The sequence below is a fragment of the Microvirga flocculans ATCC BAA-817 genome (assembly GCF_000518665.1).
GTDB classification, from domain to species: domain Bacteria; phylum Pseudomonadota; class Alphaproteobacteria; order Rhizobiales; family Beijerinckiaceae; genus Microvirga; species Microvirga flocculans.
The window spans coordinates 13204-34761 of the sequence record NZ_JAEA01000010.1 but is presented as its reverse complement, the minus strand read 5'-3'; the positions used below and the strand labels follow the sequence as shown (position 1 = coordinate 34761).

At 66.4% G+C, this 21558-nt stretch carries 22 protein-coding genes; 13 read left to right on the top strand and 9 right to left on the bottom strand.

The window, feature by feature from the left end; genetic code table 11:
- Window positions 1-53: 53 nt before the first annotated feature.
- Together L879_RS0112490 and L879_RS0112485 are read left to right on the top strand one after the other, a co-directional pair.
- Window positions 54-716, top strand: a complete 663-nt coding sequence (locus L879_RS0112490) for a DUF1007 family protein (RefSeq protein ID WP_027316398.1) — start codon at window positions 54-56, stop codon at window positions 714-716.
- Window positions 716-1717 carry a nickel/cobalt transporter gene (locus L879_RS0112485; protein WP_027316397.1) on the top strand — a complete coding sequence of 334 codons (1002 nt, stop codon included), beginning with the start codon at window positions 716-718 and terminating at the stop codon, window positions 1715-1717. The genes L879_RS0112490 and L879_RS0112485 overlap by 1 nt, the downstream gene beginning before the upstream one ends.
- Before the next feature lie 52 nt (window positions 1718-1769).
- Here the strand turns inward: L879_RS0112485 and L879_RS0112480 are convergent, their stop codons facing one another.
- Complete coding sequence (locus L879_RS0112480; protein ID WP_027316396.1) at window positions 1770-3365, bottom strand: gamma-glutamyltransferase family protein; 1596 nt, start codon at window positions 3363-3365, stop codon at window positions 1770-1772.
- Window positions 3366-3521: 156 nt separating this feature from the next.
- On the opposite strand from L879_RS0112480, the gene L879_RS0112475 reads away from it, so the two are divergent.
- The gene (locus L879_RS0112475) at window positions 3522-3710 is read left to right on the top strand and encodes a hypothetical protein (RefSeq protein ID WP_051435301.1); all 189 of its coding nucleotides are present in this window, start codon (window positions 3522-3524) and stop codon (window positions 3708-3710) included.
- On the opposite strand, the gene L879_RS0112470 is transcribed toward L879_RS0112475, so the two are convergent.
- The 3 genes from L879_RS0112470 to L879_RS0112460 all read right to left on the bottom strand — a co-directional run bounded on the left by L879_RS0112470 (window position 3707) and on the right by L879_RS0112460 (window position 7423).
- Window positions 3707-4051 (bottom strand): DUF1850 domain-containing protein, encoded by a 345-nt coding sequence (locus tag L879_RS0112470; RefSeq protein WP_245265228.1) that lies wholly within the window; start codon window positions 4049-4051, stop codon window positions 3707-3709. The two genes, L879_RS0112475 and L879_RS0112470, sit on opposite strands and share 4 nt — an antisense overlap.
- A gap of 20 nt (window positions 4052-4071) precedes the next feature.
- Entirely contained in the window at window positions 4072-6366 is a 2295-nt protein-coding gene (locus tag L879_RS0112465) for a TRAP transporter permease (RefSeq protein WP_027316393.1), read from the bottom strand.
- Between the two features lie 88 nt (window positions 6367-6454).
- Window positions 6455-7423: a TAXI family TRAP transporter solute-binding subunit gene (locus L879_RS0112460; RefSeq protein ID WP_027316392.1), complete on the bottom strand. Its 969-nt coding sequence runs from the start codon at window positions 7421-7423 to the stop codon at window positions 6455-6457.
- 155 nt (window positions 7424-7578) lie between these two features.
- Here L879_RS0112460 and L879_RS0112455 point away from each other — a divergent pair, with 155 nt between their 5' ends.
- The 6 genes from L879_RS0112455 (at window position 7579) to L879_RS0112430 (ending at window position 13005) form a co-directional block, all read left to right on the top strand.
- Window positions 7579-9156 carry an OpgD/OpgG family glucan biosynthesis protein gene (locus tag L879_RS0112455; protein WP_027316391.1) on the top strand — a complete coding sequence of 526 codons (1578 nt, stop codon included), beginning with the start codon at window positions 7579-7581 and terminating at the stop codon, window positions 9154-9156.
- Window positions 9157-9246: 90 nt separating this feature from the next.
- The gene (locus tag L879_RS24005) at window positions 9247-9411 is read left to right on the top strand and encodes a hypothetical protein (protein ID WP_169732751.1); all 165 of its coding nucleotides are present in this window, start codon (window positions 9247-9249) and stop codon (window positions 9409-9411) included.
- 3 nt (window positions 9412-9414) lie between these two features.
- Window positions 9415-10164, top strand: coding sequence for a zinc ABC transporter ATP-binding protein AztA (gene aztA, locus L879_RS0112445; protein ID WP_027316390.1), 750 nt, complete (start codon window positions 9415-9417; stop codon window positions 10162-10164).
- A 12-nt stretch (window positions 10165-10176) separates the two neighbouring features.
- The gene (locus L879_RS0112440; protein ID WP_027316389.1) at window positions 10177-11043 is read left to right on the top strand and encodes a metal ABC transporter permease; all 867 of its coding nucleotides are present in this window, start codon (window positions 10177-10179) and stop codon (window positions 11041-11043) included.
- Between the two features lie 21 nt (window positions 11044-11064).
- Window positions 11065-11994, top strand: coding sequence for a metal ABC transporter substrate-binding protein (locus tag L879_RS0112435; protein ID WP_027316388.1), 930 nt, complete (start codon window positions 11065-11067; stop codon window positions 11992-11994).
- Between the two features lie 48 nt (window positions 11995-12042).
- Window positions 12043-13005, top strand: coding sequence for a CobW family GTP-binding protein (locus L879_RS0112430; RefSeq protein WP_027316387.1), 963 nt, complete (start codon window positions 12043-12045; stop codon window positions 13003-13005).
- 13 nt (window positions 13006-13018) lie between these two features.
- Here L879_RS0112430 and L879_RS0112425 read toward each other — a convergent pair whose 3' ends face one another.
- Window positions 13019-13270: a hypothetical protein gene (locus tag L879_RS0112425; RefSeq protein WP_027316386.1), complete on the bottom strand. Its 252-nt coding sequence runs from the start codon at window positions 13268-13270 to the stop codon at window positions 13019-13021.
- A 170-nt stretch (window positions 13271-13440) separates the two neighbouring features.
- Here L879_RS0112425 and L879_RS0112420 point away from each other — a divergent pair, with 170 nt between their 5' ends.
- The 3 genes from L879_RS0112420 to L879_RS0112410 are packed head-to-tail and all read left to right on the top strand — an operon-like array spanning window position 13441 to window position 15263.
- A complete protein-coding gene (locus tag L879_RS0112420) occupies window positions 13441-14448 on the top strand; it encodes a WD40 repeat domain-containing protein (protein ID WP_027316385.1) in 1008 nt (335 codons plus the stop codon).
- A gap of 8 nt (window positions 14449-14456) precedes the next feature.
- Window positions 14457-14744 (top strand): hypothetical protein, encoded by a 288-nt coding sequence (locus tag L879_RS0112415; RefSeq protein ID WP_245265227.1) that lies wholly within the window; start codon window positions 14457-14459, stop codon window positions 14742-14744.
- Window positions 14745-14747: 3 nt separating this feature from the next.
- The gene (locus L879_RS0112410; RefSeq protein WP_027316383.1) at window positions 14748-15263 is read left to right on the top strand and encodes a DUF2937 family protein; all 516 of its coding nucleotides are present in this window, start codon (window positions 14748-14750) and stop codon (window positions 15261-15263) included.
- A 69-nt stretch (window positions 15264-15332) separates the two neighbouring features.
- Here L879_RS0112410 and L879_RS0112405 read toward each other — a convergent pair whose 3' ends face one another.
- The 4 genes from L879_RS0112405 to L879_RS0112390 form a co-directional block, all read right to left on the bottom strand.
- The gene (locus L879_RS0112405) at window positions 15333-15671 is read right to left on the bottom strand and encodes a hypothetical protein (RefSeq protein ID WP_027316382.1); all 339 of its coding nucleotides are present in this window, start codon (window positions 15669-15671) and stop codon (window positions 15333-15335) included.
- A gap of 75 nt (window positions 15672-15746) precedes the next feature.
- Complete coding sequence (locus L879_RS0112400; protein ID WP_027316381.1) at window positions 15747-17177, bottom strand: homospermidine synthase; 1431 nt, start codon at window positions 17175-17177, stop codon at window positions 15747-15749.
- 110 nt (window positions 17178-17287) lie between these two features.
- Window positions 17288-17860 (bottom strand): GNAT family N-acetyltransferase, encoded by a 573-nt coding sequence (locus tag L879_RS21550; RefSeq protein WP_035459549.1) that lies wholly within the window; start codon window positions 17858-17860, stop codon window positions 17288-17290.
- 244 nt (window positions 17861-18104) lie between these two features.
- Window positions 18105-19259 carry a type III PLP-dependent enzyme gene (locus L879_RS0112390; protein ID WP_027316380.1) on the bottom strand — a complete coding sequence of 385 codons (1155 nt, stop codon included), beginning with the start codon at window positions 19257-19259 and terminating at the stop codon, window positions 18105-18107.
- A gap of 641 nt (window positions 19260-19900) precedes the next feature.
- Here L879_RS0112390 and L879_RS0112385 point away from each other — a divergent pair.
- The gene (locus L879_RS0112385; protein WP_027316379.1) at window positions 19901-21472 is read left to right on the top strand and encodes an OpgD/OpgG family glucan biosynthesis protein; all 1572 of its coding nucleotides are present in this window, start codon (window positions 19901-19903) and stop codon (window positions 21470-21472) included.
- Window positions 21473-21558: the final 86 nt, after the last annotated feature.

The following is a 21558-nucleotide window of genomic DNA, read 5'->3' as shown; positions in this document are numbered from 1 at the left end:
TATGGCTCTCTCCCGGCCCTCGGCCGGAAGCGTCGCCTCTCCAGGGTCATCGCATGGCACATCGTTTCGGTCTGAAATCCTCCCTGGTTGCCTTGAGCCTAGGCTTGGGCTGGGGCCTGGCCTCGCCGGCCCTTGCGCATCCCCATGTGTGGGTCACGGCCAAGGCGGAGATCGTCTTCGCACAGGATGGGCTGGTGACGGGGGTGCGCCACCATTGGACCTTCGACGAGGCCTATACGGCCTATGTCACGCAAGGGCTGGATGCGAACGGCGACGGCAAGCTGACCCCGGAGGAGCTGCAGGGCCTCGCGGACGAGAACGCCGCCTCCCTCAACGAGTTCGAGTATTTCACGGTGCTCAAGGCGCGCGGCAGGCCGCAGGCCTTCGATCCGCCGCGGGAGGCCCGGATGAGCATGGAGAAGACCCAGGTCGCCATGTCGTTCTTCCTGCCCCTCAAGACACCCGTGACGCCTTCGGGCGCAGTCTCCATCGAGATCGAGGATCCGAGCTTCTTCGTCTATTTCAGCCTGGAGGACGGCAACGCGGCGATTTCCCTCGCCAACGCGCCCCAGGGCTGCGTGACCAATGTCGCGAAGGCGAAACCTCTCGACGCCGCCATGCAGAAGATCCTGCAGGACGAAGGCGCCATCCAGGGGCAGCCCAATCCGGGCTTCGGCATCGAATATTCCAACAGGGCCATTGTCGCATGTCCCTGATGTCCGACACCTCCGCCGTGCCGAACGCCGGACGGATTCCGCCATGGCGGCGGCTCGGCATCGCACTGATCGCCATTGCCGTGGTGGCTGCCGCCATGGGCCTGATCGGCCTCTGGCTCGGGCCGTCGAGCACGCCGCCGCGCAACCCGTTCGGCATGGGCCTGCGCGAGGCGACGCCGTCGGGCAGCGTCGGCGCCTGGATCCTGTCCGTCCAGTCCGGCTTCTATGCGAGCCTGCAGGCGGGGGTGCGCGCCCTGAAGGACGACGGCTCCGCCTTCCTCTCCCTGCTCGCCCTCGGCTTCGCCTACGGCGTCTTCCACGCGGCGGGACCGGGACACGGCAAGGGCGTGATCTCGGCCTATCTGGTCGCCGACGAGAAGGCCCTGCGCAAGGGCTTCGCCCTGAGCCTGGCAGCGGCCCTCGTGCAGGCCCTGGTCGCCATCGCCATCGTGTCCCTTGTGAACCTGGCGCTACGCGCCACCGCCGCCACCATGAACAAGCTCGCCATGAACGTGGAGCTGGCGAGCTTCCTCGCCGTGACCCTGCTCGGCGCAGCCATCACCTGGCGCAAGGCAGGCAAGGTCCTGGGCGTCCTGGCGCTCGCCCGCAACCCGGCCGTGCCCGTGGAAGATGGATGCGACCATGTCCACCTGCCCCCGCCGGGGGAGCTCGACCGCCTGACCCGCTGGCGCGACATGGCGGGCGTGGCGGTCGCCGCGGGCATCCGCCCCTGCTCCGGCGCGCTCATCGTCCTGGTCTTCGCCCTGTCGCAGGGCCTGTTCGCGGCAGGCATCGCGGCGACCTTCGCCATGGCCCTTGGCACTGCGCTCACCACCGGCGCCATCGCGGCGCTCGCGGTCTTCTTCAAGGCCGCGGCCTTGAGGATCGCGGGCGGGCGCGGCGCCTGGGGCGCCATCGCCATTTCGGGGATCGAGCTCCTGGCGGCAACCTTCGTTCTGGTGCTGGGCCTGAGCCTGCTCCAGGGCCTGTGGGCTGGCTAAAACGGCCATCGCCGCGCTTCGAAGGGCTAGGCCGCCCAACCGGAATTCGGGTCTAAAGTCCCAGCGATCCCCCGTCGGAACGGGGATCGTGCACGGCCTCGACCCGCCCGTTGCGCGGATGCTTCACCAGCATGCCCGCATGGCCGAAAGCATCCGCATAGGGCTTGCCCGTCTCCTCCACCGGATGGCCGAAGCCGGAGAGCGCCCGCAGCAGGCCGGGATCGAAACGATCCTCCATCTTCAGCGTCGCCGCCGGCGCGCCCCAGCTCTTGCCGAAGAGCCAGCGCGGGGCATCCACCGCATCCGCGAGGCTCATGCCGAAATCGGCGTAGCGGGTGAAGATCTGACCCAGGATCTGCGGCTGCCCGTCGCCGCCCATGGTGCCGTAGGACAGGACCCGCCCGTCATCGAACACGGCGAGCCCCGGCGTGAGCGTATGGAACGGCTTTCGTCCCGGCTCCAGCGGATTGCGGCTGCTCGGATCGAGGGAGAAGCTCATACCCCGGTTGTGCCAGTGAAGGCCCGTGGCGGGCAGCACGCAGCCCGAGCCGAAGGCCCAATAGACGGACTGGATGTAGGAGACCGCGAGCCCGTCCTTGTCGATGCATCCCATCCAGACCGTGTCGCCTTCGGCGGAGCGGGGCGGATAGGGCGCGGCCCGCCGGGCTTCGATCAGGGCCGCCTCCCGTTCCAGGCGGGCGGGCGTGAGGTAGTCGGAAGGGTTGTGGGCGAGCTCGCGCGGATCGGTCACGACCCGGTCGCGAATCGCGAAGGCGCGCTTGGCGGCCTCGATCAGCCCGTGGTGGTGCTCCGGGGTTTCGGCGCGCGTCACGTTCAGCCGTTCGAAAATCCCGAGGATCAGAAGGCTCGCGAGCCCCTGGCTCGGCGGCGGCAGATTGTGGACCGTGGAGTGCCTGAGGCGAACGGACAGGGGCTCCACCACGCGGGCGCGGTAGGCCTCGAGATCCTTGCGGTTGACAGGGCTCCCGATCCGCTCCAGGTCGGCGGCGATCTCCCGCCCCACATCGCCGCGGTAGAAATCGGCCAGGCCCGCATGGGCGAGCTGGCCGAGCGTATCGGCGAGCCTGAGGCTTTTGCGTAAGGAGCCGGCTTCGGGCCGCTTCCCCTCGGCCAGGAAGGCCTGCGCGAAACCGGGAGCAGCAAACAGGGCCTCCTGCTCCAGGAGCGCGTTGCGTCCCTCGGCGGCGGCGACGGCATAGCCGTCCCTGGCGAAGCGGATGGCGTCGCTCAAGAGCAGGTCGAGGGGAAGCTGCCCGCCGAGCGCCCTGGCGAGTTCGAGGGCCAGGGCCCATCCGCCGACGGCGCCGGCAACGGTCAAAGCAGCATCAGGCCCACGCGGCGGGATGGCGTCGTAGCCCTTGTCCCGGTAGCGCCGGATGGTGGCGAGGGATCCGGCCGGTCCCGAGGCGTCGAGGGCATGGATGCGGCCCCGCGGCTCCCGCACGAGCCAGAACCCGTCGCCCCCCAGGCCGTTCATATGCGGGTAGACGACCGCGATGGCGGCGGCCATGGCGACCATGGCCTCCACCGCATTGCCTCCGGCCGCAAGAATGGTCTGGCCGGTCTCGGCGGCGAGGCTGTGAGGAGCGGCGACGGCGGCTGTCGAGAAGACGGGGGTCTCTGGCATGTCTCTTGAATGTGAGGCGTCACGGAATGAGATTCGGGCAGAACTTGCACCGGAGGGGGCAATTAGGGTAGTCCCATCCGTCAAGAATGGAGTGAGACGACAGTGGCTCAGGCGAAAAGCACCAACTGGCGCAACGTGATCACGATCGTGAGCATCATGATCCTGGTCGGCGCGGAAGTCTTCGGCGTCGCGATTGCCGCCGGCTGGGCCATTGCGGGCCTGTTCGAACTCGGCGACATCGTGGGCTATGCCCTGATGGGTCTCTTCAGCCTCTTCGCCCTCTATGTCCTCGTGAACCTCTGGCGGCGCTGCGTCTCCGTCGAGCCCCTGACCGGACGGGCTTAAGGCTTTTCACAGACCTTCATCACGATCGGATCGGCTCCGGCCGGCACATAGGCCTCCATCGGAAGGCACCGGCCGGACACGCAGATCCGCCAATCCGCCGTCGCCCCCGAGCGGCGCAGGATCACCTCGCGCTGGGGCGGCAGATCCGGCTTCCACGACCAGACGCCATTGACGAATCTCGCCTCCGGCGGCGGCTCCATGCCGGCCCCCGAGCCGCGCACCCGCGCCTCGACGAGCTCCAAGCCCGCCGGAGTAGAGCGCCAGTCCTCCTCCCAGGCGATCCTCTCGACCGAGTGCATCCAGGAGAGCGTGATCGCGCCCGCCATCAGGGGCGCGGCCACGGATCCGGCAATGAGGCAGATCATCGGCCGATGGCGAGGTTGGCGGCCCTGCGGGATTGCCAGAGATGGAACCCGACGAAGAGAATCGAGAGCACGAAGCCGATCTCATCGGTGAGCGGAATGGCCGCGACCAGGAAACCCGCCGCAAGCGTCGCCCAGATCCGCTCCCACCAGGAGAGAGGCCTGAGGAAGAAGCCGACGGCAGCCACGCCCCAGAGCACCATCGCGAGCGAAGCCTTCAGCACGATATAGACCACCGCGAACCAGTAGGCGGCTCCTTCGAGCCCCGGCACCGGCTGCAGCATCAGGGTGGGATCGTAGACCGCCATGTAGGGGATCACGAATCCCGGCAGCGCGATCCTGATCGCCTGGATGCCGATCTTGAGCCCCGATTCCTTGGCCATCGGAGCCGCCGCGAAAGCCGCGAGCGCCACCGGCGGGGTCAGGTCCGCCATGATGCCGAAATAGAAGACGAACATGTGCGAGACGATGAGCGGCACGTCGAGCTGCAGCAGGATCGGCGCCGCGAGCGACGAGGTGATGATGTAGTTGGGAATGGTCGGGATGCCCATGCCCAGGATCAGGCTGAAGATCATGGTCAGCACGAGCGCCGCGAAGATGTTCTCCTTGCCGATGGAGATCATCCATGTGCCGACGATGGTGCCGAGGCCCGTCAGGGTCATGGTGCCGATCACGATGCCGACGACGGCGCAAGCCAAGCCGACAGGAAGCGCCTGGCGAGCACCGTCCGCCATGGCATCGACGCAGGCCTTCAGGGTGGTGCGGCCGCGGCCCGTAAAGGCGTTCCACAGGGAGAGCGCCGCCACCACGAGCACGACCAGCGTCACGGTCGAGGCGAGCGAATAAGCGGACACCAGCGCCAGGCCGATCCAGAACGCGACGCGCAGGGCCGGCGTGCCGAGCCCGGCCACGATGGCCGTGCCGAGGATCAGCGCGACGGTGAGCGACAGGCCCACGGCGCCTGCGAAGAGCGGCGTGTATCCGGCGAAGAGCAGGTAGACGAGAACGCCGAGCGGTGTGATGAGGAACCAGTTTTTCTTCAGCTCGCTCCAGGCATTCGGCAATTCGGCTTTCGGCAGGCCCCGCAGGTTGCGTTTGCCGGCTTCCAGATGCACGGCGAGATAGCAGGCCGCGAAATAGAGAACCGCCGGAATGATCGCAGCCTCAACGATCTTCGAATAGGGCACGTCGATGGTCTCGGCCATGATGAAGGCCACGGCGCCCATGACCGGCGGCATGATCTGGCCGCCCATGGACGACGTCGCCTCGACGCCGCCGGCGAAGGCCGAAGGGAAGCCGAAGCGCTTCATGAGCGGAATCGTGAACTGCCCCGACGCCACCACGTTGGCGACGCCCGAGCCCGACACGGTTCCCATGAGGGCGGAGGACGCCACGCAGACCTTGCCGGGACCGCCCTGCTTGTCGCCGAACACCGCCATCGAGATGTCGTTGAAGAAGTCGATGACGCCCGCCTTCTCCATGAAGGCGCCGAAGAGGATGAACAGGAAGATGTAGGTCGCCGAAACGAGGGTCGGCGTGGCGTAGATGCCTTCGGTGCCGAAGGACATGTGTTCGATCACCTGGTCCAGGGAATAGCCGCGATGGTCGAGGGGCGCGGGCAGCAGGTGGCCGAACAGGCAGTAGGACAGGAAGAGGCCGGCGACGATGGGAAGGGCCGGTCCCATGACGCGCCAGACGAGATAGACGATGATCGCAAGCGCGGCGATCCCGACGACAAGATCCGCCGTGGTGAGTTCGCCCGCGCGGATCACGAGTTCGTTGTAGAGCGCCCAGTGGTAGAGCCCCACGCCGAACCCCGCGAGGCCGACGAGCCAGCCGATGGCGCGGGTGACGGACGAGCCCGCCCGATGGTTGGCGACCATCGCTCCCGCCACGAGGCAGAGGAAGCCCACATGGAGGGCGCGCACGACCTGGCTCGGAAGGCTCCCGCCGAACCAGAGCACCAGCCCGAAGGCCGCGGCAATGGCGAGCCATGCGAGAACGCCGTCGGCGAGGCCGCGCCGGCGCACGGCGAGTGCGACCAGCCATGCGGCCCAGGCCGTCATGGCGGCCGTGAAAAGGTGCGTGAGGCTCAGGCCCGCAACGAAGGGCTGATCGAGGGGAATGCCGAAGGACGTGATGATCTGGAAGGTCGAGAAGGCCACCGCGACCCAGAAGAGGAGCCGTCCCAGGAAACCCTCGCCGAAGCTTTCCGGCAGGCCATGCTCCGGGTTGATGGATTCGGAGGGCGCCTCCATTTGCGCAAGTTCCGAAGTGTTCGTGCCCTGGCTCATGCTGCGGCTCCTCGAGGATCTTCTTCTCGTCACGAAAAAGCCGGAGCAGTTCACCTGCCCCGGCCCGAATGTAAATCACCCGAATTGCTTAGGATCCCTGCTTCTTGACGCCCTTCTCGTCGAAGTAGCGCTGCGCGCCGGGATGGACCGGGACCGGCATGCCGGAGAGCGCGTTCTCGAGCTTGATGTCCTTGGCGGCGGCATGAGCCGCTGCCAGCTCCGGCAGGCTTTCGTAGATCGCCTTGGTCATCTGGTAGACGGTCTCGTCCTTCACGCCGGAATGGGTGACGAGGTAGTTCACCACGGCCGCCGTCTGCACGGGAGCGCTCTGGCCCTGGTAGGTGTTGGCCGGGATCGTGGCCTTGATGTAGGGCGTGCCGACCTTGGCCACGACATCGGCGGGAATTTCCACCACCACGATCGGCACCGAGGTCGCGAGGTCGCGGATGGAGGACACGCCGAGGCCGGCCGATTGCAGGGTGGCGTCGAGCTGGCGGTTCTTCATGAGCTCGACGGATTCGCCGAAGGGCAGGTACTCGACCTTGCCGAGATCCTTGTAGGCCAGGCCCGCGCCCTGGAGGATCGCCCGGGCATTGAGCTCGGTGCCGGATTTCGGCGCGCCGACGGAGAGGCGCTTGCCCTTGAGGTCGGCCAGCGACTTGATGCCCGATTCCTGGGTCGCGACGATCTGGATGTAGTTCGGATAGATGGCGGTGATGCCGCGCAGCTTGTCGAGCTTGCCCTTGAAGCCCGCCTCCTCGTCGCCCGCCCAGCCCATGGCCAGGCTGTCGCCGAGGGTGAAACCGATTTCGCCCTTGCCCTGCTGCAGGAGGGTGAGGTTCTCCACCGAAGCCTTCGTGGCCTGCACCGACGGGCGGGAGCCCTGCACCTTATCCGTGAAAACCTTGGAGAGAGCGACGCCGAGAGGATAATAGACGCCAGAGGTGCCGCCGGTCAGGACATTGATGAAATCCTGGGCCTGCGCCGGAATGCTGGCTCCGGCCAGGGCAAAAGCGGCCGCTGCGCCGATCAGGCGGCGCATGACTTTACGATGCATAGCGTACTCCCTCTCTTACGGCGCTATTTCTTGCAGCGCCTGTGTGTGGGGTTACTTTGACCGCTGACGAAGATTTCTCAAGAGGCTAAGAGGGACTTAATCCTGCCACCTTGGTCGGTAGGGGTGCGTCCCTTCACAGATACATGCGCTCATCCATGATCAACCGTCGCCAGTTCCTCCAGACCGCAACCGCCACGGCCGCCCTGGCCGCTCAGGGCTTCTCCGCTTCCGCCCTGGCGCAGCAGGGCCTGAAGATGGGAGCCCCCTCCCCGTTCTCCTTCGACGCGCTGAAGAAGCGGGCGCAGGACATGGCGCGCCTGCCCTATGCGGCTCCGCCGAGCCCCTCGCCGGAGGTGCTCTACCAGATCGACTACGACGCCCACGGCAAGATCAGGTTCAAGACGGACCTCGCCCTCTGGGCCAACGGCCCCAGCGAGTTCCCGGTCACCTTCTTCCATCTCGGCCGCTTCTTCCAGAAGCCGGTGCGCATGAACGTGGTCGAGAACGGCCAGGCCCGCGAGATCGTCTACGACAACGCCTATTTCGAGATGCCCGCGGATTCCCCGGCCCGCAAGCTGCCGGACAATTCGGGCTTTGCCGGCTTCCGCTTCCAGGAGGCCCGCACCGGCAAGCTCGACTGGAAGAAGAACGATTGGGTGGCCTTCCTTGGCGCGTCCTATTTCCGCGCCATCGGCGAACTCTATCAATACGGCCTCTCCGCCCGCGGGATCGCCGTGGATGTGGCCGTCTTCGGCAAGAACGAGGAGTTTCCCGACTTCACCCACATCTATTTCGAGACCCCGAAGCCGGGCTCGGACACGGTCACGGTCTATGCCCTGCTCGACGGCCCGAGCGTGGCGGGAGCCTATCGCTTCGTGATGCAGCGGGCGGCCGCGGTCATCATGGACATCGACTGCGCGGTCTACATGCGCCAGGACGTGAGCCGCCTCGGGCTCGCGCCGCTGACCTCCATGTACTGGTATTCCGAGAAGGCCAAGGCCACCGCCATCGACTGGCGCCCGGAAATCCACGACTCGGACGGGCTCGCCATGTGGACGGGCGCAGGCGAGCATATCTGGCGCCCCCTCAACAACCCGCCCCGGATCATCACCTCGGCCTTCTCGGACGAGAACCCCAAGGGTTTCGGCCTGCTCCAGCGCGACCGGAACTTCGACCATTACCTCGACGGCGTCTATTACGACCGCCGCCCCTCCCTCTGGATCGAGCCGCAGGGCGCCTGGGGCCGCGGCACCATCCAGCTCGTCGAGATCCCGACCGACGACGAGATTCACGACAACATCGTGGTCATGTGGGTGCCCGCCGAGCCGGCCCGCGCCGGCCAGGCGATGGAGCTGCGCTACCGCATGCACTGGGCGGCGGACGAGCCCTATCCGACCCCGCTGGCCCGGGTGATCGCCACCCGGTTCGGCAATGGCGGGCAGGCCGGAACCGTGCGCCCGAAGGGCGTGCGCAAGTTCATGGTGGAGTTCATCGGCCAGCCCCTGACCAAGCTGCCCAGCGGAGTGATCCCCAAGCCCGTGCTCACTGCCTCCCGCGGCGAGTTCTCGAACGTTCTGACCGAGGCCGTGCCCAACAACGTGCCCGGCCACTGGCGCACCCAGTTCGACTTGACGGTGACCGGAACCGAGCCCGTGGAGATGCGCTGCTACCTGCGCAACGGGAACGAAGTCCTGAGCGAGACCTGGCTTTACCAGTACCACCCGATAGCCTGAATAGACCTTATAAACCATACTTTTGATGGGGGCGTATAAAATACTATACGCCTCTGGAAATCGGCGCCGGATGAGTCTATGGTGATCGTCATGTCGCACGATCACCACCACCATCATCACCATGCCCACGGGCATCGGGCGATGGCCGCCGCGCCGACCTTCTCGCTCCTGCGCCTCTCGGCCGGGCAGCGCCTCGCCGGAGCGGCCGTCCTGCTGCTGGGCCTGTGGCTGCTCGTCTTCGGCGTGATGGGGTAGCCCATGTCCTCCGCATCGACCGCCATTCAGTTCGACGGCGTGACCCTGGGCTATGGCCGCAGGCCCGCCGTGCATCATCTCGACGGGGAAATCCCTGCCGGCTGCCTCATGGCCGTGGTCGGCCCCAACGGGGCGGGCAAATCCACCCTTCTCAAGGGCATCGTCGGGACGCTCAAGCCCCTCGAGGGCCATATCCGGCTCAAGGGCCCCGCCTCCGGCATCGCCTATCTCCCCCAGGTCGCCGAAATCGACCGGTCCTTTCCGCTGTCGGTCTACGACCTGGTCGCCATGGGCCTCTGGTCCCGGTCCGGCCTCTTCGGCGGCATCGGACGGCGCGATCATGCGCGGATCGAAGAGGCGCTAGCGGCGGTGGGCCTCACCGGCTTCGAGCGGCGCCCCCTCTCGACCCTTTCGGGCGGGCAGATGCAGCGGGCGCTCTTCGCGCGCCTGCTCCTGCAGGACGCGCCCCTGATCCTGCTCGACGAGCCCTTCACCGCCATCGACGCCAAGACCACCGCCGACCTTTTGGACCTCGTCCGCCGGTGGCATGACGAGTCCCGCACCGTCGTCGCCGTGCTGCACGACCTCGACATGGTCAAGCGCAGCTTCCCGCAGACCCTGCTGATCGCCCGCGAGCCCGTGGCCTGGGGGGCGACGGGAGAGGTGCTGAGCCCCGAGAACCTGCTCAAGGCCCGGCGCATGGTCGAGGCCTACGATCCGCATGCGGATGTCTGCCACCGCAGCGTCGCGTAAAGGCCGTTTCCCATGCTCGACCTGTTCTATGCTCCCTTCTCCGAATTCGAGTTCATGCGGCGCGCCCTCGTGGGCGTGATCGCCATTGCCCTGGGCGGCGGCCCCGTGGGCGTCTTCCTGATGCTGCGGCGCATGAGCCTCACGGGCGACGCCATGGCCCATGCCATCCTCCCCGGAGCCGCGATCGGCTATCTGATGGCCGGCCTCTCGCTGCCGGCCATGACCGTCGGCGGGCTGGCCGCGGGCGTGATCGTCGCGATCGCGGCCGGCCTCGTCTCCCGCTTCACGTCCCTGAAGGAGGATGCCTCCCTGGCCGCCTTCTATCTCTTGTCCCTGGCGCTCGGCGTCACCATCGTGTCGCTCAGGGGCTCGAACGTGGACCTGCTGCACGTGCTCTTCGGCACGGTGCTGGCGCTCGACGACCACACGCTCCTGCTGCTTGCCTCCATCTCGACGCTGACCGTGCTCGCGCTCGCGGTGCTCTACCGCCCGCTCGTGCTCGAATGCGTGGACCCGATCTTCCTGCGCTCGGTGAGCCGGGCCGGCACGCCGACGCACCTGATCTTCCTAGGTCTCGTTGTCATGAACCTCGTCGGCGGCTTCCATGCGCTGGGCACCTTGCTGGCAGTCGGCATGATGATGCTGCCCGCGGCGGCCTCCCGCTTCTGGACCAGCGACATCACCATGATGATGCTCGTCTCAGTGCTCATCGGCATCGTCTCCGGGGTGAGCGGCCTTTTGCTCTCGTTCCATGCGGAACTCCCCGCAGGCCCCGCGATCATCCTCTCGGCGGGGGTCGTCTACGTGATCTCCCTTGCGCTCGGGCGCGAGGGCGGCCTGCTGTGGCTCGCATGGCCCGGCAGGCATCTGGAAGCCTGATCCCTCGAAAGGACCCCATCGATGCTGACGAGAAGAACTGCCGTCTCCCTGCTGGCAGCAGGCCTGAGCCTTGCCGTGCTGTCGCTGCCCGCGGCGGCACAAGGCGCCGACAGGCTGAAGGTCGTCGCGACCTTCTCGATCCTGGGCGACATGGTGCGCCATGTGGGCGGCGAGCGCGTCGAGGTGGCGACCCTGGTCGGCCCCAACGGCGATGCGCATGTCTATTCCCCCTCCCCCGCCGACGGCCGCCGCCTGACGGAGGCGAAGATCGTCTTCACCAACGGGCTGAAGTTCGAGGGCTGGATCGACCGTCTCGTCAAATCCTCCGGCACGAAGGCGGTCAAGGTCGAGGCCGCCGGGGGAATCACGCCGCTGAAGGGCGAGGACAACGATCACGGACCCGGGCACGGGCACGACCACGGCGGCCCGGATCCCCATGCCTGGCAGAGCATCGGCAATGCGAAGATCTACGTCGCCAATATCCGCGACGCCCTGATCGCCGCCGACCCGGCGGGCAAGGGCGCCTATGAGGCCAATGCCGCGGCCTATCTCGCGCAGCTCGACGCGCTGGAGGCGGAGATCCGGAGCCTCGTCGCCGGAATCCCGGCCGAGCGCCGCAGGATCATCACCTCCCACGACGCCTTCCGCTATTTCGAGCACGCCTACGGCATCGACTTCGTCTCGCCCCAGGGCGTCTCCACCGAATCGGAGGCCTCCGCCAGGGACGTGGCGAAGATCATCCAGCAGATCAAGCGCGAGAAGATCGGCGCGGTCTTCGTGGAGAACGTCTCCGACGCCCGGCTGATGGAGCGCATCGCCAAGGAAACCGGGGCGAAGATCGGCTCCCAGGTCTATTCCGACGCGCTCTCGGCTCCCGATGGGCCGGCAGGCACTTACATTGACATGATGAGACACAATATAAGGGCTTTCAGCGCGGCCCTCTCGAGCTGACCTCCCCATCCTTCCCGCGAGCGGAAGACGAACGTTGCGGACCAACCGATGACAGACAAAATCCCCGTCACCGTCCTCACAGGCTATCTCGGCGCCGGCAAGACCACCCTCCTCAACCGCATCCTCACCGAGCCGCGCGGCAAGAAATACGCCGTGATCGTCAACGAATTCGGCGAGATCGGCATCGACAACGAGCTCGTCGTCGGCGCCGACGAGGAAGTGTTCGAGATGAACAACGGCTGCATCTGCTGCACCGTGCGCGGCGACCTGATCCGCATCCTCGACGGGCTCATGAAGCGCAAGGGCAAGTTCGACGCCATCATCGTCGAGACCACGGGCCTCGCGGATCCCGCTCCCGTCGCCCAGACCTTCTTCATGGATCAGGACGTCTCCGACGCCGCCCGCCTCGACGCGGTGGTGACGGTGGCCGACGCCAAGTGGCTATCCGACCGCCTGAAGGACGCGCCCGAGGCCAAGAACCAGATCGCCTTCGCCGACGTGATCATCCTCAACAAGATCGATCTCGTCACGCCCGAGCAGCTCGACGAAGTCGAAGCGCGCATCCGCGCCATCAACCCTTACGCGAAGGTCCATCGCACGCAGAACTGCGCCATCCCAATCTCGGAAGTCCTCGACCGCAAGGCCTTCGACCTCGACCGCATCATCGAGATAGAGCCCGCCTTCCTAGAGGAAGGCCATCACCATCATCATGACGAGGAAATGCAGTCCGTCTCCGCGGCCATCGACGGCGAGGTCGATCCGGAAAAGTTCATGCCGTGGATCTCGAACCTCACCCAGGTCGAGGGGCCGAACATCCTGCGCTGCAAGGGCATCGTGGCCTTCCCGAACGAGCCGAAGCGCTTCGTCTTCCAGGGCGTGCACATGATCCTGGACGGCGACGTGCAGGGCGAGTGGAAGCCGGGCGAGAAGCGGACCTCCAAGGTCGTCTTCATCGGCCGCGACCTCAACGCGAAGGCGATCCGCGAGGGCTTCCTGGCCTGCGCGGCGTGAACGGCCACGGGGATCAGCCTGGGGCGGGCCCCGCCCGTACCAGGCACTCCCGGACATGCGCCCTGCGGGCGGCGATCATGCGCTCCCGGACATCGGGAGCCATGCCGACGCCCCGGCTGCTGGTGCGGTAGATCCGGCGTGCCTCTTCCTCGCAGGCGGCCTTCTGCACCCCCCGCTCCGTTGCCGGAAACGATTGCTCCTGGGCGCGCAGGCCAAGGGACGACATCGTGACGAAGATACAGGCCGCCAGAGGCAGGGCTCGCATTCCATGGCTCCCATAAGAGAGCGGATTGTGCGGCAAAAGGCAGGGGCGGACCAAGGTGCAAAAGGCTTAAACCCTGGCGCATCGGTCGGGCCGGGCAAAGCGCGGTCGCCCCGCCCTGCCACCACCCTCCGATCTGTGGTAAGGCGAGCCCGCATGAAGGAATTGATGGAATGAGCACCGGAACCGCACCGTCCTTGACCCAAAGCGTGAAGCCCCTGACGGCAGGCGCGCACGTGACCGCCGTGGGCTGGCTGAAGGGCACCGCCGCCTTCGGCCTGGGAGACGGCGACGTGCTGCTGGCGAAGGATTCCGAGACCCATCGGGTCGAGGCCCACCCGGACGCGGGCGTGCTGGTGGCGGCAAGCGACGGCGAGCGCTTCGTGACGGGCGGGGACGACGGCCGCGTGGCCGTCACGGGCGCGGACGGCTCGACCAAGACCCTGGCGGAGACGAAGGGGGCCTGGATCGATTCCCTGGCGCTCAGCGGCGGCGGCGCCTTCGCCTATGCCGCGGGCAAGCGGGTCATCGCCCGTGACGACAGGGGACGCGAGAAGATCCTCGAGGTTTCCTCCACCGCGCGCGGCCTTGCCTTCGCTCCCAAGGGCTACCGGCTGGCGATTTCCCACTACAACGGCGCGACGCTCTGGTTCCCCAACGTGGAGGCCAAGCCGGAGACGCTCGAATGGAAGGGCTCGCATCTCGACGTCACCTGGTCGCCCGATGCCCGCTTCGTCGTGACCTCCATGCAGGAGAACGCGCTCCACGGCTGGCGGCTCATCCCCGACAAGGGCCACATGCGCATGAGCGGCTATCCCTCGAAGACGCGCTCCTTCTCCTGGTCGCATGACGGCAAGTGGCTCGCCACCTCCGGCGCGGAAGCCGCTATCATCTGGCCCTTCGAGTCGAAGGAAGGCCCCATGGGCAAGGCTCCCCGGGAATGCGGCGTGCGGCCCGCGAAGGTGAGCCGCGTCGCCTTTCACCCCAACACCTATGTGCTGGCCGTCGGCTACGAGGACGGCTGCATCCTGCTCATCCGCCTCACCGATGCCTCGGAGCTCCTGGTGCGTCCCGCCGTGAAGGACAGCGGGATTTCGGCCATGGCCTGGGACAAGGCTGGCCGGCATCTGGCCTTCGGCTGCGAGGACGGCCAGGCCGGAATCCTGACCCTGCCCGCGTGAGGTCGCCCTTGGCTCTCTTCGGCGCTTTCATGCGGGGCACCTTCGGCCTGCCGAAACCCGACAAGCAGGCGATCGACCGGGTGAAGGACCTGGCCCGCGCGGCGCTCCAGGTCCCGCCCGAGACGGCCTTCGCCGTGAACGAGATCGCCTGCAACGACCCCGGCTGCCCCGGAATCGAAACCGTCATTCTGGTGATGGAACCCGGAAAGAAGACGCGCGCGCTGAAGGTGCAGAAGCCCCTCGATGAGGTGACGGAAGAGGATATCCGCAGCTTACGTGACGGTTCAGGAGGCTGAACCTTGCCGCGCATCGTTCGCATCATCGCTTTCGGATTGGGAATTCTCGGCGGCGTCGCGGCTTCACAAGGACCGGAATTCTCCCAGCAGTACCGCCAGCGTCTCGGCGGCACCATTGATGAACTCAAGCGCGTGATCGCGCGTTTCGATGCGGATGCTGCGGCCAACGGCGAGACGCAAGACGGCGCCATAGCGCGGCTGCGCTCCAATCCCGACGATCTCGTCAGCCGCCAGGGCGTAGCCATGCAGGCCAATGTGGAGCGCCTAGGCCGCCTGCAGGCGCATCGCGAAGCCATGATTCAGGCAGGCCCCTTCGCACGTGTCGCCATGATGGCGCGCGATGGCGACACAGATGTGATGGAAGCCGCCTATCGCGATTTCGAACCGGCCATGCCCGTGACGGAAGAAGGCCTTCTCGCAACGGCCATCGGCTTCGTCGCCGTGTGGGGCGGCATTCTGCTGTTGGCGGGATTCCTGCGCAGTCTCTTCAGGCGGCCTCGCCAAACGGTCAATGCATAATTCCTGCTGAGAGAAATAACTCCGCCCTCATCCTGAGGAGGATGAGGGCGAGGCTAGATCAATGCAGGCTTAAGCTTCGCGCTCCGGCTTTCCGGCGAGCGTCACGTAGAAGCCCAATCCGTCGTTGGCAGGCAAGGTCTGAAGGCGGTCGATCCAGCCGCGCTTTTTCGCTTCCAGCAGCGCCTTACCGATGGGCTGGAAGAGCGTTTCGCCGCCGCCTTCCGGGGGCGGGTCGAGGCGGACGGCGACGGATTTCGCCTGCCCGAAGCGGCTGCGCTCCAGCATGTCCTGGATCGAGGCCGCGGCCTGCTCGCGGGACGCGCCGCGCAGGTCGAGCACGGCATCGGCGTCCACGACGCCCAAGCCGCCGCGCAGCTTGTTGGCGTAGAATTCCTCGAAATGCGGCATGGCGATATCTCCATGAAGCCCGGTGCGGCCTGCCAACGAACATGGCCGGCGTGAAGCCGGCCATGATGGAGAGCGTTATCGAACGAGAATGTTCCGGAACTGCCACGGATCGGAGGTGTCGATGTCCTCCGGGAAGAAGCCCGGGCGGTCGTCGAGCGGCGTCCAGTCCGTGTAGTAGCCCTTCACCGGCCCGAGATACGGCATCTGCACCTCGAGGCAGCGGCGGAAGTCGATGTCGTCGGCTTCCACGATGCCCGCATTCGGATTCTCCAGCGCCCAGACCATGCCCGCGAGCACGGCGGAGGTCACCTGGAGGCCCGTGGCGTTCTGGTAGGGAGCGAGCTTGCGGGTCTCCTCGATGGAGAGCTGCGAGCCGTACCAATAGGCGTTCTTGCCATGGCCGTAGAGCAGCACGCCGAGCTCGTCCTTGCCGTCGACGATCTCGTCCTCGGTGAGGATGTGATGCTTCTCCTGCACCTTGGCGGCGTTGCCGAACATCTCGTGCAGGGAGAGCACGGCATCGTTCGCCGGGTGATAGGCATAGTGGCAGGTCGGCCGATAGGCGACCTTATCGCCCTCGCGCACGGTGAAGTAATCCGCAATCGAGATCGCCTCGTTGTGCGTGACGAGAAAGCCGTATTGGGGGCCGGGCGTGGGGCACCAGGTGCGCACACGCGTATTCGCGCCGGGCTGGAGCAGGTAGATCGCGGCGCCGCAGCCCTTGTCATGGGTGCGCCCGTTCTCGGGCATCCACTTCTCGTGCGTGCCCCAGCCGAGTTCCGCAGGCTGCACGCCTTCCGACACGAAGCCTTCCACCGACCAGGTATTCACGAAGACGCCCATGGGCTTCGGGTTCTCGGCCCGCTGGGTGTCGCGCTCGGCGATGTGGATGCCCTTCACGCCCGCGCGCTGCATGAGCCGCGCCCAGTCATCGCGGGACTTCGGCTCGTCATGCGCGATGCCGAGATCCTTGGCGATGTTGAGAAGCGCCTGCTTGACGAACCAGGACACCATGCCGGGATTGGCGCCGCAGCAGCTCACCGCCGTGGTGCCGCCCGGGCTCTGCCGGCGCGCGTCGAGAATGTTCTCGCGCAACATGTAGTTGGTGCGCTCGGCGGGTCCGGCGCTCTTGTCGAAGTAGAACCCGGCCCAGGGCTCGGCCACGGTATCGATGTAGAGCGCGCCGAGTTCGCGGCAGAGCTCCATGATGGCGCGGGAGGACGTGTCCACGGACACGTTCACGCAGAAGCCCTGGCCGCCGCCTTCCGTCAGAAGAGGCGTCAGGATCTCGCGGTAATTGTCGGGCGTCAGGGCCTTCTGAACGAGGGTGATGCCGCGCACGTCGAGCATGCTGCGGTCCGTGTCGACGGGATCGATGACCGTGAACCGGTTCTTGTCGAACTCGAAATGCCGCTCGATCAGGGGCAGCATGCCTTTACCGATCGAGCCGAAGCCGATCATCACGATCGGGCCGGTGATGCGGCCATGAACGGGCCAAGTGGTCATCGATGGTTCTCCTTCGTCAGACTGGGTTCCAATTAAACATTGCTCCGTGGCAAAGAAATGCGCCGCACCATTGAGCCTGGTGCGGCGCACGTCAATGGTGAAACGGTGATTCAGGCCGTGCGAACGACGCCTCCCAGAACGCCCTGGGACGATGCCGCCACGAGCGCCGCAAGATCAGGCTTCTCCGCAGCCGCGCCCGTCGCGGTGACGAGCCCGTGGGCGCCGTCCAGAGAGCCCGCTTCGAGTTCGAGAGCGAGGAAGCGGTCGCGCTCATAGGGTCCGGGCAGCCAGAGGGAGCCGGTCTTCTGCGCGCAGAAGCCGAAACGCGCATAATAGGGCGCGTCGCCCACCAGCAGCACCGCCTTGTGGCCGCGACGGCCCGCACGCTCCAGCGCCTCGCGCATGAGCTTGCCTCCGAGCCCGAGGCCCTGGACGGACGGATCGATGGCGATCGGCCCCAGCATGAGCGCCGGACGGTTCGGACCGGCCGAGATGTGCCACAGGCGCACGGTGCCGATGACCTCGCCGTCCCGGTCGATGACGAGGGACAGGCCGTCGGCCGGCATCCTGCCTTCGCGCAGGCGCTCGCAGGTCTTCTGGAACCGGGCGGGTCCGAAGCAGGCATCGAGCAGCGCTTCGCGCGCTTCCGTGTCGCGATAGATTTCTTCGCGGATCGTGATCATGGCCGTGGCCTCCCAATACACGTGGGGTGAGCGACAGCCCTCGCACTTGCTCGCAGCATCGGACGCAAAAGCGGATACCGGTTTTGCGGTTATCCGATGCGTCCTCATGGCCTTGAACAAGCCGTCCGGGACAACTCTCTTTCAGGGTTGGTGCCTGCCTCGTCATCGAGGCAGGCGGGACGTGACACTCTTAGCGTCGCATTTTCTTTAGCAAAACCGGAAGACCACTTTTGCGGAAAATGCTTCAGATCACGTAGGACTTGAGCGGCGGGAAGCCGTTGAACGCGACCGCCGAATAGGTGGTCGTGTAGGCGCCCGTGCCCTCGATCAGCACCTTGTCGCCGATCTCCAGCGAGACGGGGAGCGGGTAAGGCTCCTTCTCGTAGAGAACGTCGGCCGAATCGCAGGTCGGCCCGGCCAGCACGCACGGCACCTTGCGGTCGTGATCGCGCTCGCTGCGGATCGGGTAGCGGATCGACTCGTCCATGGTCTCGGCGAGACCGCCGAACTTGCCGATGTCGAGATAGACCCAGCGCACCTCGTCCTCGTCCTGGCTCTTCTTAGAGATCAGGACGACCTCAGCCTCGATCACGCCGGCATTGCCGACCATGCCGCGGCCCGGCTCGATGATCGTTTCCGGGATGCGGTTGCCGAAGTGCTTCGACAGCGCGCGGAAGATCGACTCGCCATAGGCCTCGACCTCCGGAACGCTCTTCAGGTACTTCGTCGGGAAACCGCCGCCGAGGTTGACCATCGAGAGGAAGATGCCGCGGGCCGCGCATTCCCGGAAGATCGCCGAAGCGGACGCGAGCGCCTGATCCCAGGCCTCGGTGTTGCGCTGCTGCGAACCCACGTGGAACGACACGCCATAGGCCTCGAGTCCGTGACGGTGAGCATGCTCCAGCACGCCCACGGCCATCTCGGGCACGCAGCCGAACTTGCGCGAGAGCGGCCATTCGGCGCCGGCGCCGTCGCACAGGATGCGGCAGAACACCTTCACCTCGGACGCCTCGACGCCGACGGCAGCGGCGGCACGGGCGATCTTCTCGACCTCGACCTCGCAGTCCACGGCGTAAAGGCGCACGCCGAGCTCGAGCGCGCGAGCGATGTCGCGCTCCTTCTTGATCGTGTTGCCGAAGGAGATCCGCTCAGGCGTGGCGCCGGCATCGAGGGCGAGCTGGATCTCGACCACGGAAGCCGTGTCGAAGCACGAACCCATGTCGGCCAGAAGCTTGAGCACTTCCGGGGCGGGGTTCGCCTTCACGGCGTAGAACACGCGCGTGTCGGGCAGCGCGCGGGCGAATTTGGAATAGTTGTCGCGCACGACCTCGAGGTCGACGACCACGCACGGGCCGTCCTCACGTCGGTTGCGCAGGAACTCACGGATGCGCTGCGTCATGGCGCTCTCCCCACCAAAGGTTCAATGGAGGTCTTCAAGCCTCCGGATTGAAGTCTGGACGATCAGGCGACCTGCCGTCCGGCGTCAGCGAGGGAAGATGGCATTCCGCCTCGTGCGATGGAGACACGACGAGCGGCAATGGGCTCTTCACCCGACGATGCTGCCTTGGATTGGATGGGGATTTCCCGTCCGCACGCCTGGCAATGATAAACAAGCCTCTTCGGTGTTGACCTGTGGAGGGCCAACGAGACCAAAAAAGCCCGTTCGTCGTTGCTTTAAGCCGCGTCCTCCGCTGAGAGCGAAGTACGCCGGTTTCGCCTCCGGCTGCCGGTTAGGGGTATCGAGAACTAGGTCGTTCTCGGGCGGCTGTCCGGCCTCTTGTCCGGATGCCCACCAACCGGCACGCGACCACAGGCACGTGCGAAATTGGGCAAGGGGGGAGATAAGCATATTCGCCCCGGACCTCAAGTGGTTTTCCGACCCCCCGGAGGATTTTTTTAACCCTGGCCGGACCTGTGTCTTGCCCGCATCACCATTCAGCTTTCATTAAGCGGCCCAGCTGCACGGATAGCGGGCCCGGCCCATATCCCGCTTCTTAAAGCCTCTACCTTTCCATCGACGACGAGAACAGCTCCACAGCCATGACGAATCCGTCCCGCCGCTCCCTTCTGCAAAGCCTGCTCGCCGCCACGGCGCTGTCCGCCTGGAGCGGTCCCGGCTGGGCGCAGCAGCAGAACGGCGCGCCGCAGCCCAATCCCTTCCGCTATGAGGATGTGGTGCGCCGGGCCCGCGAGCTGTCGGGCGCCCCGTTCGAGGCGCCGTCGGCGCAGTTGCCCGAGCCGCTGAACAGGCTCAGCTTCGACGATTACCGCGACATCCGGTTCCGTCCCGAGAAGGCGCTTCTCGGCTCGGGCAACGGGCCGTTCCGGATGCAGCTCTTTCACCTCGGCTTCCTCTATCAGCGCCCGGTGACGGTCAACATCATCCGCGACGGGGTGCCGACCCCCGTGCCCTACCAGCGGGAGCTCTTCGATTACGGGCGCAACAAGATCGAGCGGCCTTTGCCGGTCAACCTGGGCTTCGCGGGCTTCCGGCTTCATTACCCGTTGAACGACCCGAAGGTCTTCGACGAGCTCATCGCCTTCCTCGGTGCGAGCTATTTCCGCTTCCTCGGCGCGGACCAGAAATACGGCCTCTCCGCGCGCGGCCTCGCGATCAACGTGGAAGGCGGCGAGGCGGAGGAGTTTCCGCATTTCCGCGAGTTCTGGGTCGAGATGCCCAAGCCCAACGACGAGCGGGCCGTGGTCTACGCCCTTCTCGACAGCCCCTCCGTCGCGGGCGCCTACCGGTTCGAGATCTATCCGTCCAAGGAAACCACCCTCGACGTGACGGCCACGCTCTTCCCGCGCCAGACCCTCGCCAATGTGGGGCTCGCGCCCCTCACCTCCATGTTCTTCGAAGGCGAGAACGACCGGAAGCCCACGGACGATTTCCGGCTCGAGCTGCACGATTCGGACGGCCTGCTGATGCAGTCGGGCGCAGGCGAGTGGATCTGGCGGCCCCTGCGCAACCCGCGCGCCAAGACGATCTCCTCCTTCAGCGACAACAATCCGCGCGGCTTCGGCCTGATGCAGCGCGACCGGGTGTTCGAGAATTATCAGGACCTGGAAGCCACCTATCATCAGCGGCCCGGCTACTGGGTCGAGCCCGTCGGGCAATGGGGCGAAGGCTGGGTCGAGCTGGTCGAGATCCCGACGCCGGACGAAACCCACGACAACATCGTCGCCTATTGGCAGCCGAGCAGGCCCTATGAGCCGGGACAGGAAGTCGTCGTCGCCTATCGGCTGCGCGCGGCCGCAGCCATCGGCGCCATGCATCCCGGCGGCAAGGTCATCAACACCTTCCAGACCCCGCCCCGGGCCAGCGGCTCGAACGCGCCGAGCGACCCGCGTCATCGCCGCTTCCTCATCGACTTCGCCGGGGGCAACCTGGCCTATTACCTCAGCGCTCCGGACATGGTGCAGCTCGTTCCCTCCACCTCGACCGGCCAGATCACCAACACCTTCCTCATGCCCAATTCCCACACCAAGGGCTTCCGCGCCGCCATCGACGTGAAGCTGGAGCCGGGCCAGTCCACGGACCTGCGCGCCTTCCTGCGCGCCGGCAACCGGGCGCTGACGGAGACCTGGACCTATCCCTGGTCCGTGGAATGACCTGCCCTGCACGGCCCGCGTGACGCTACGGACCTTGCCAAGCCCCGCCGAACCGCGCAGAAGCTGAGCGACCCGGCGCAGGGCCG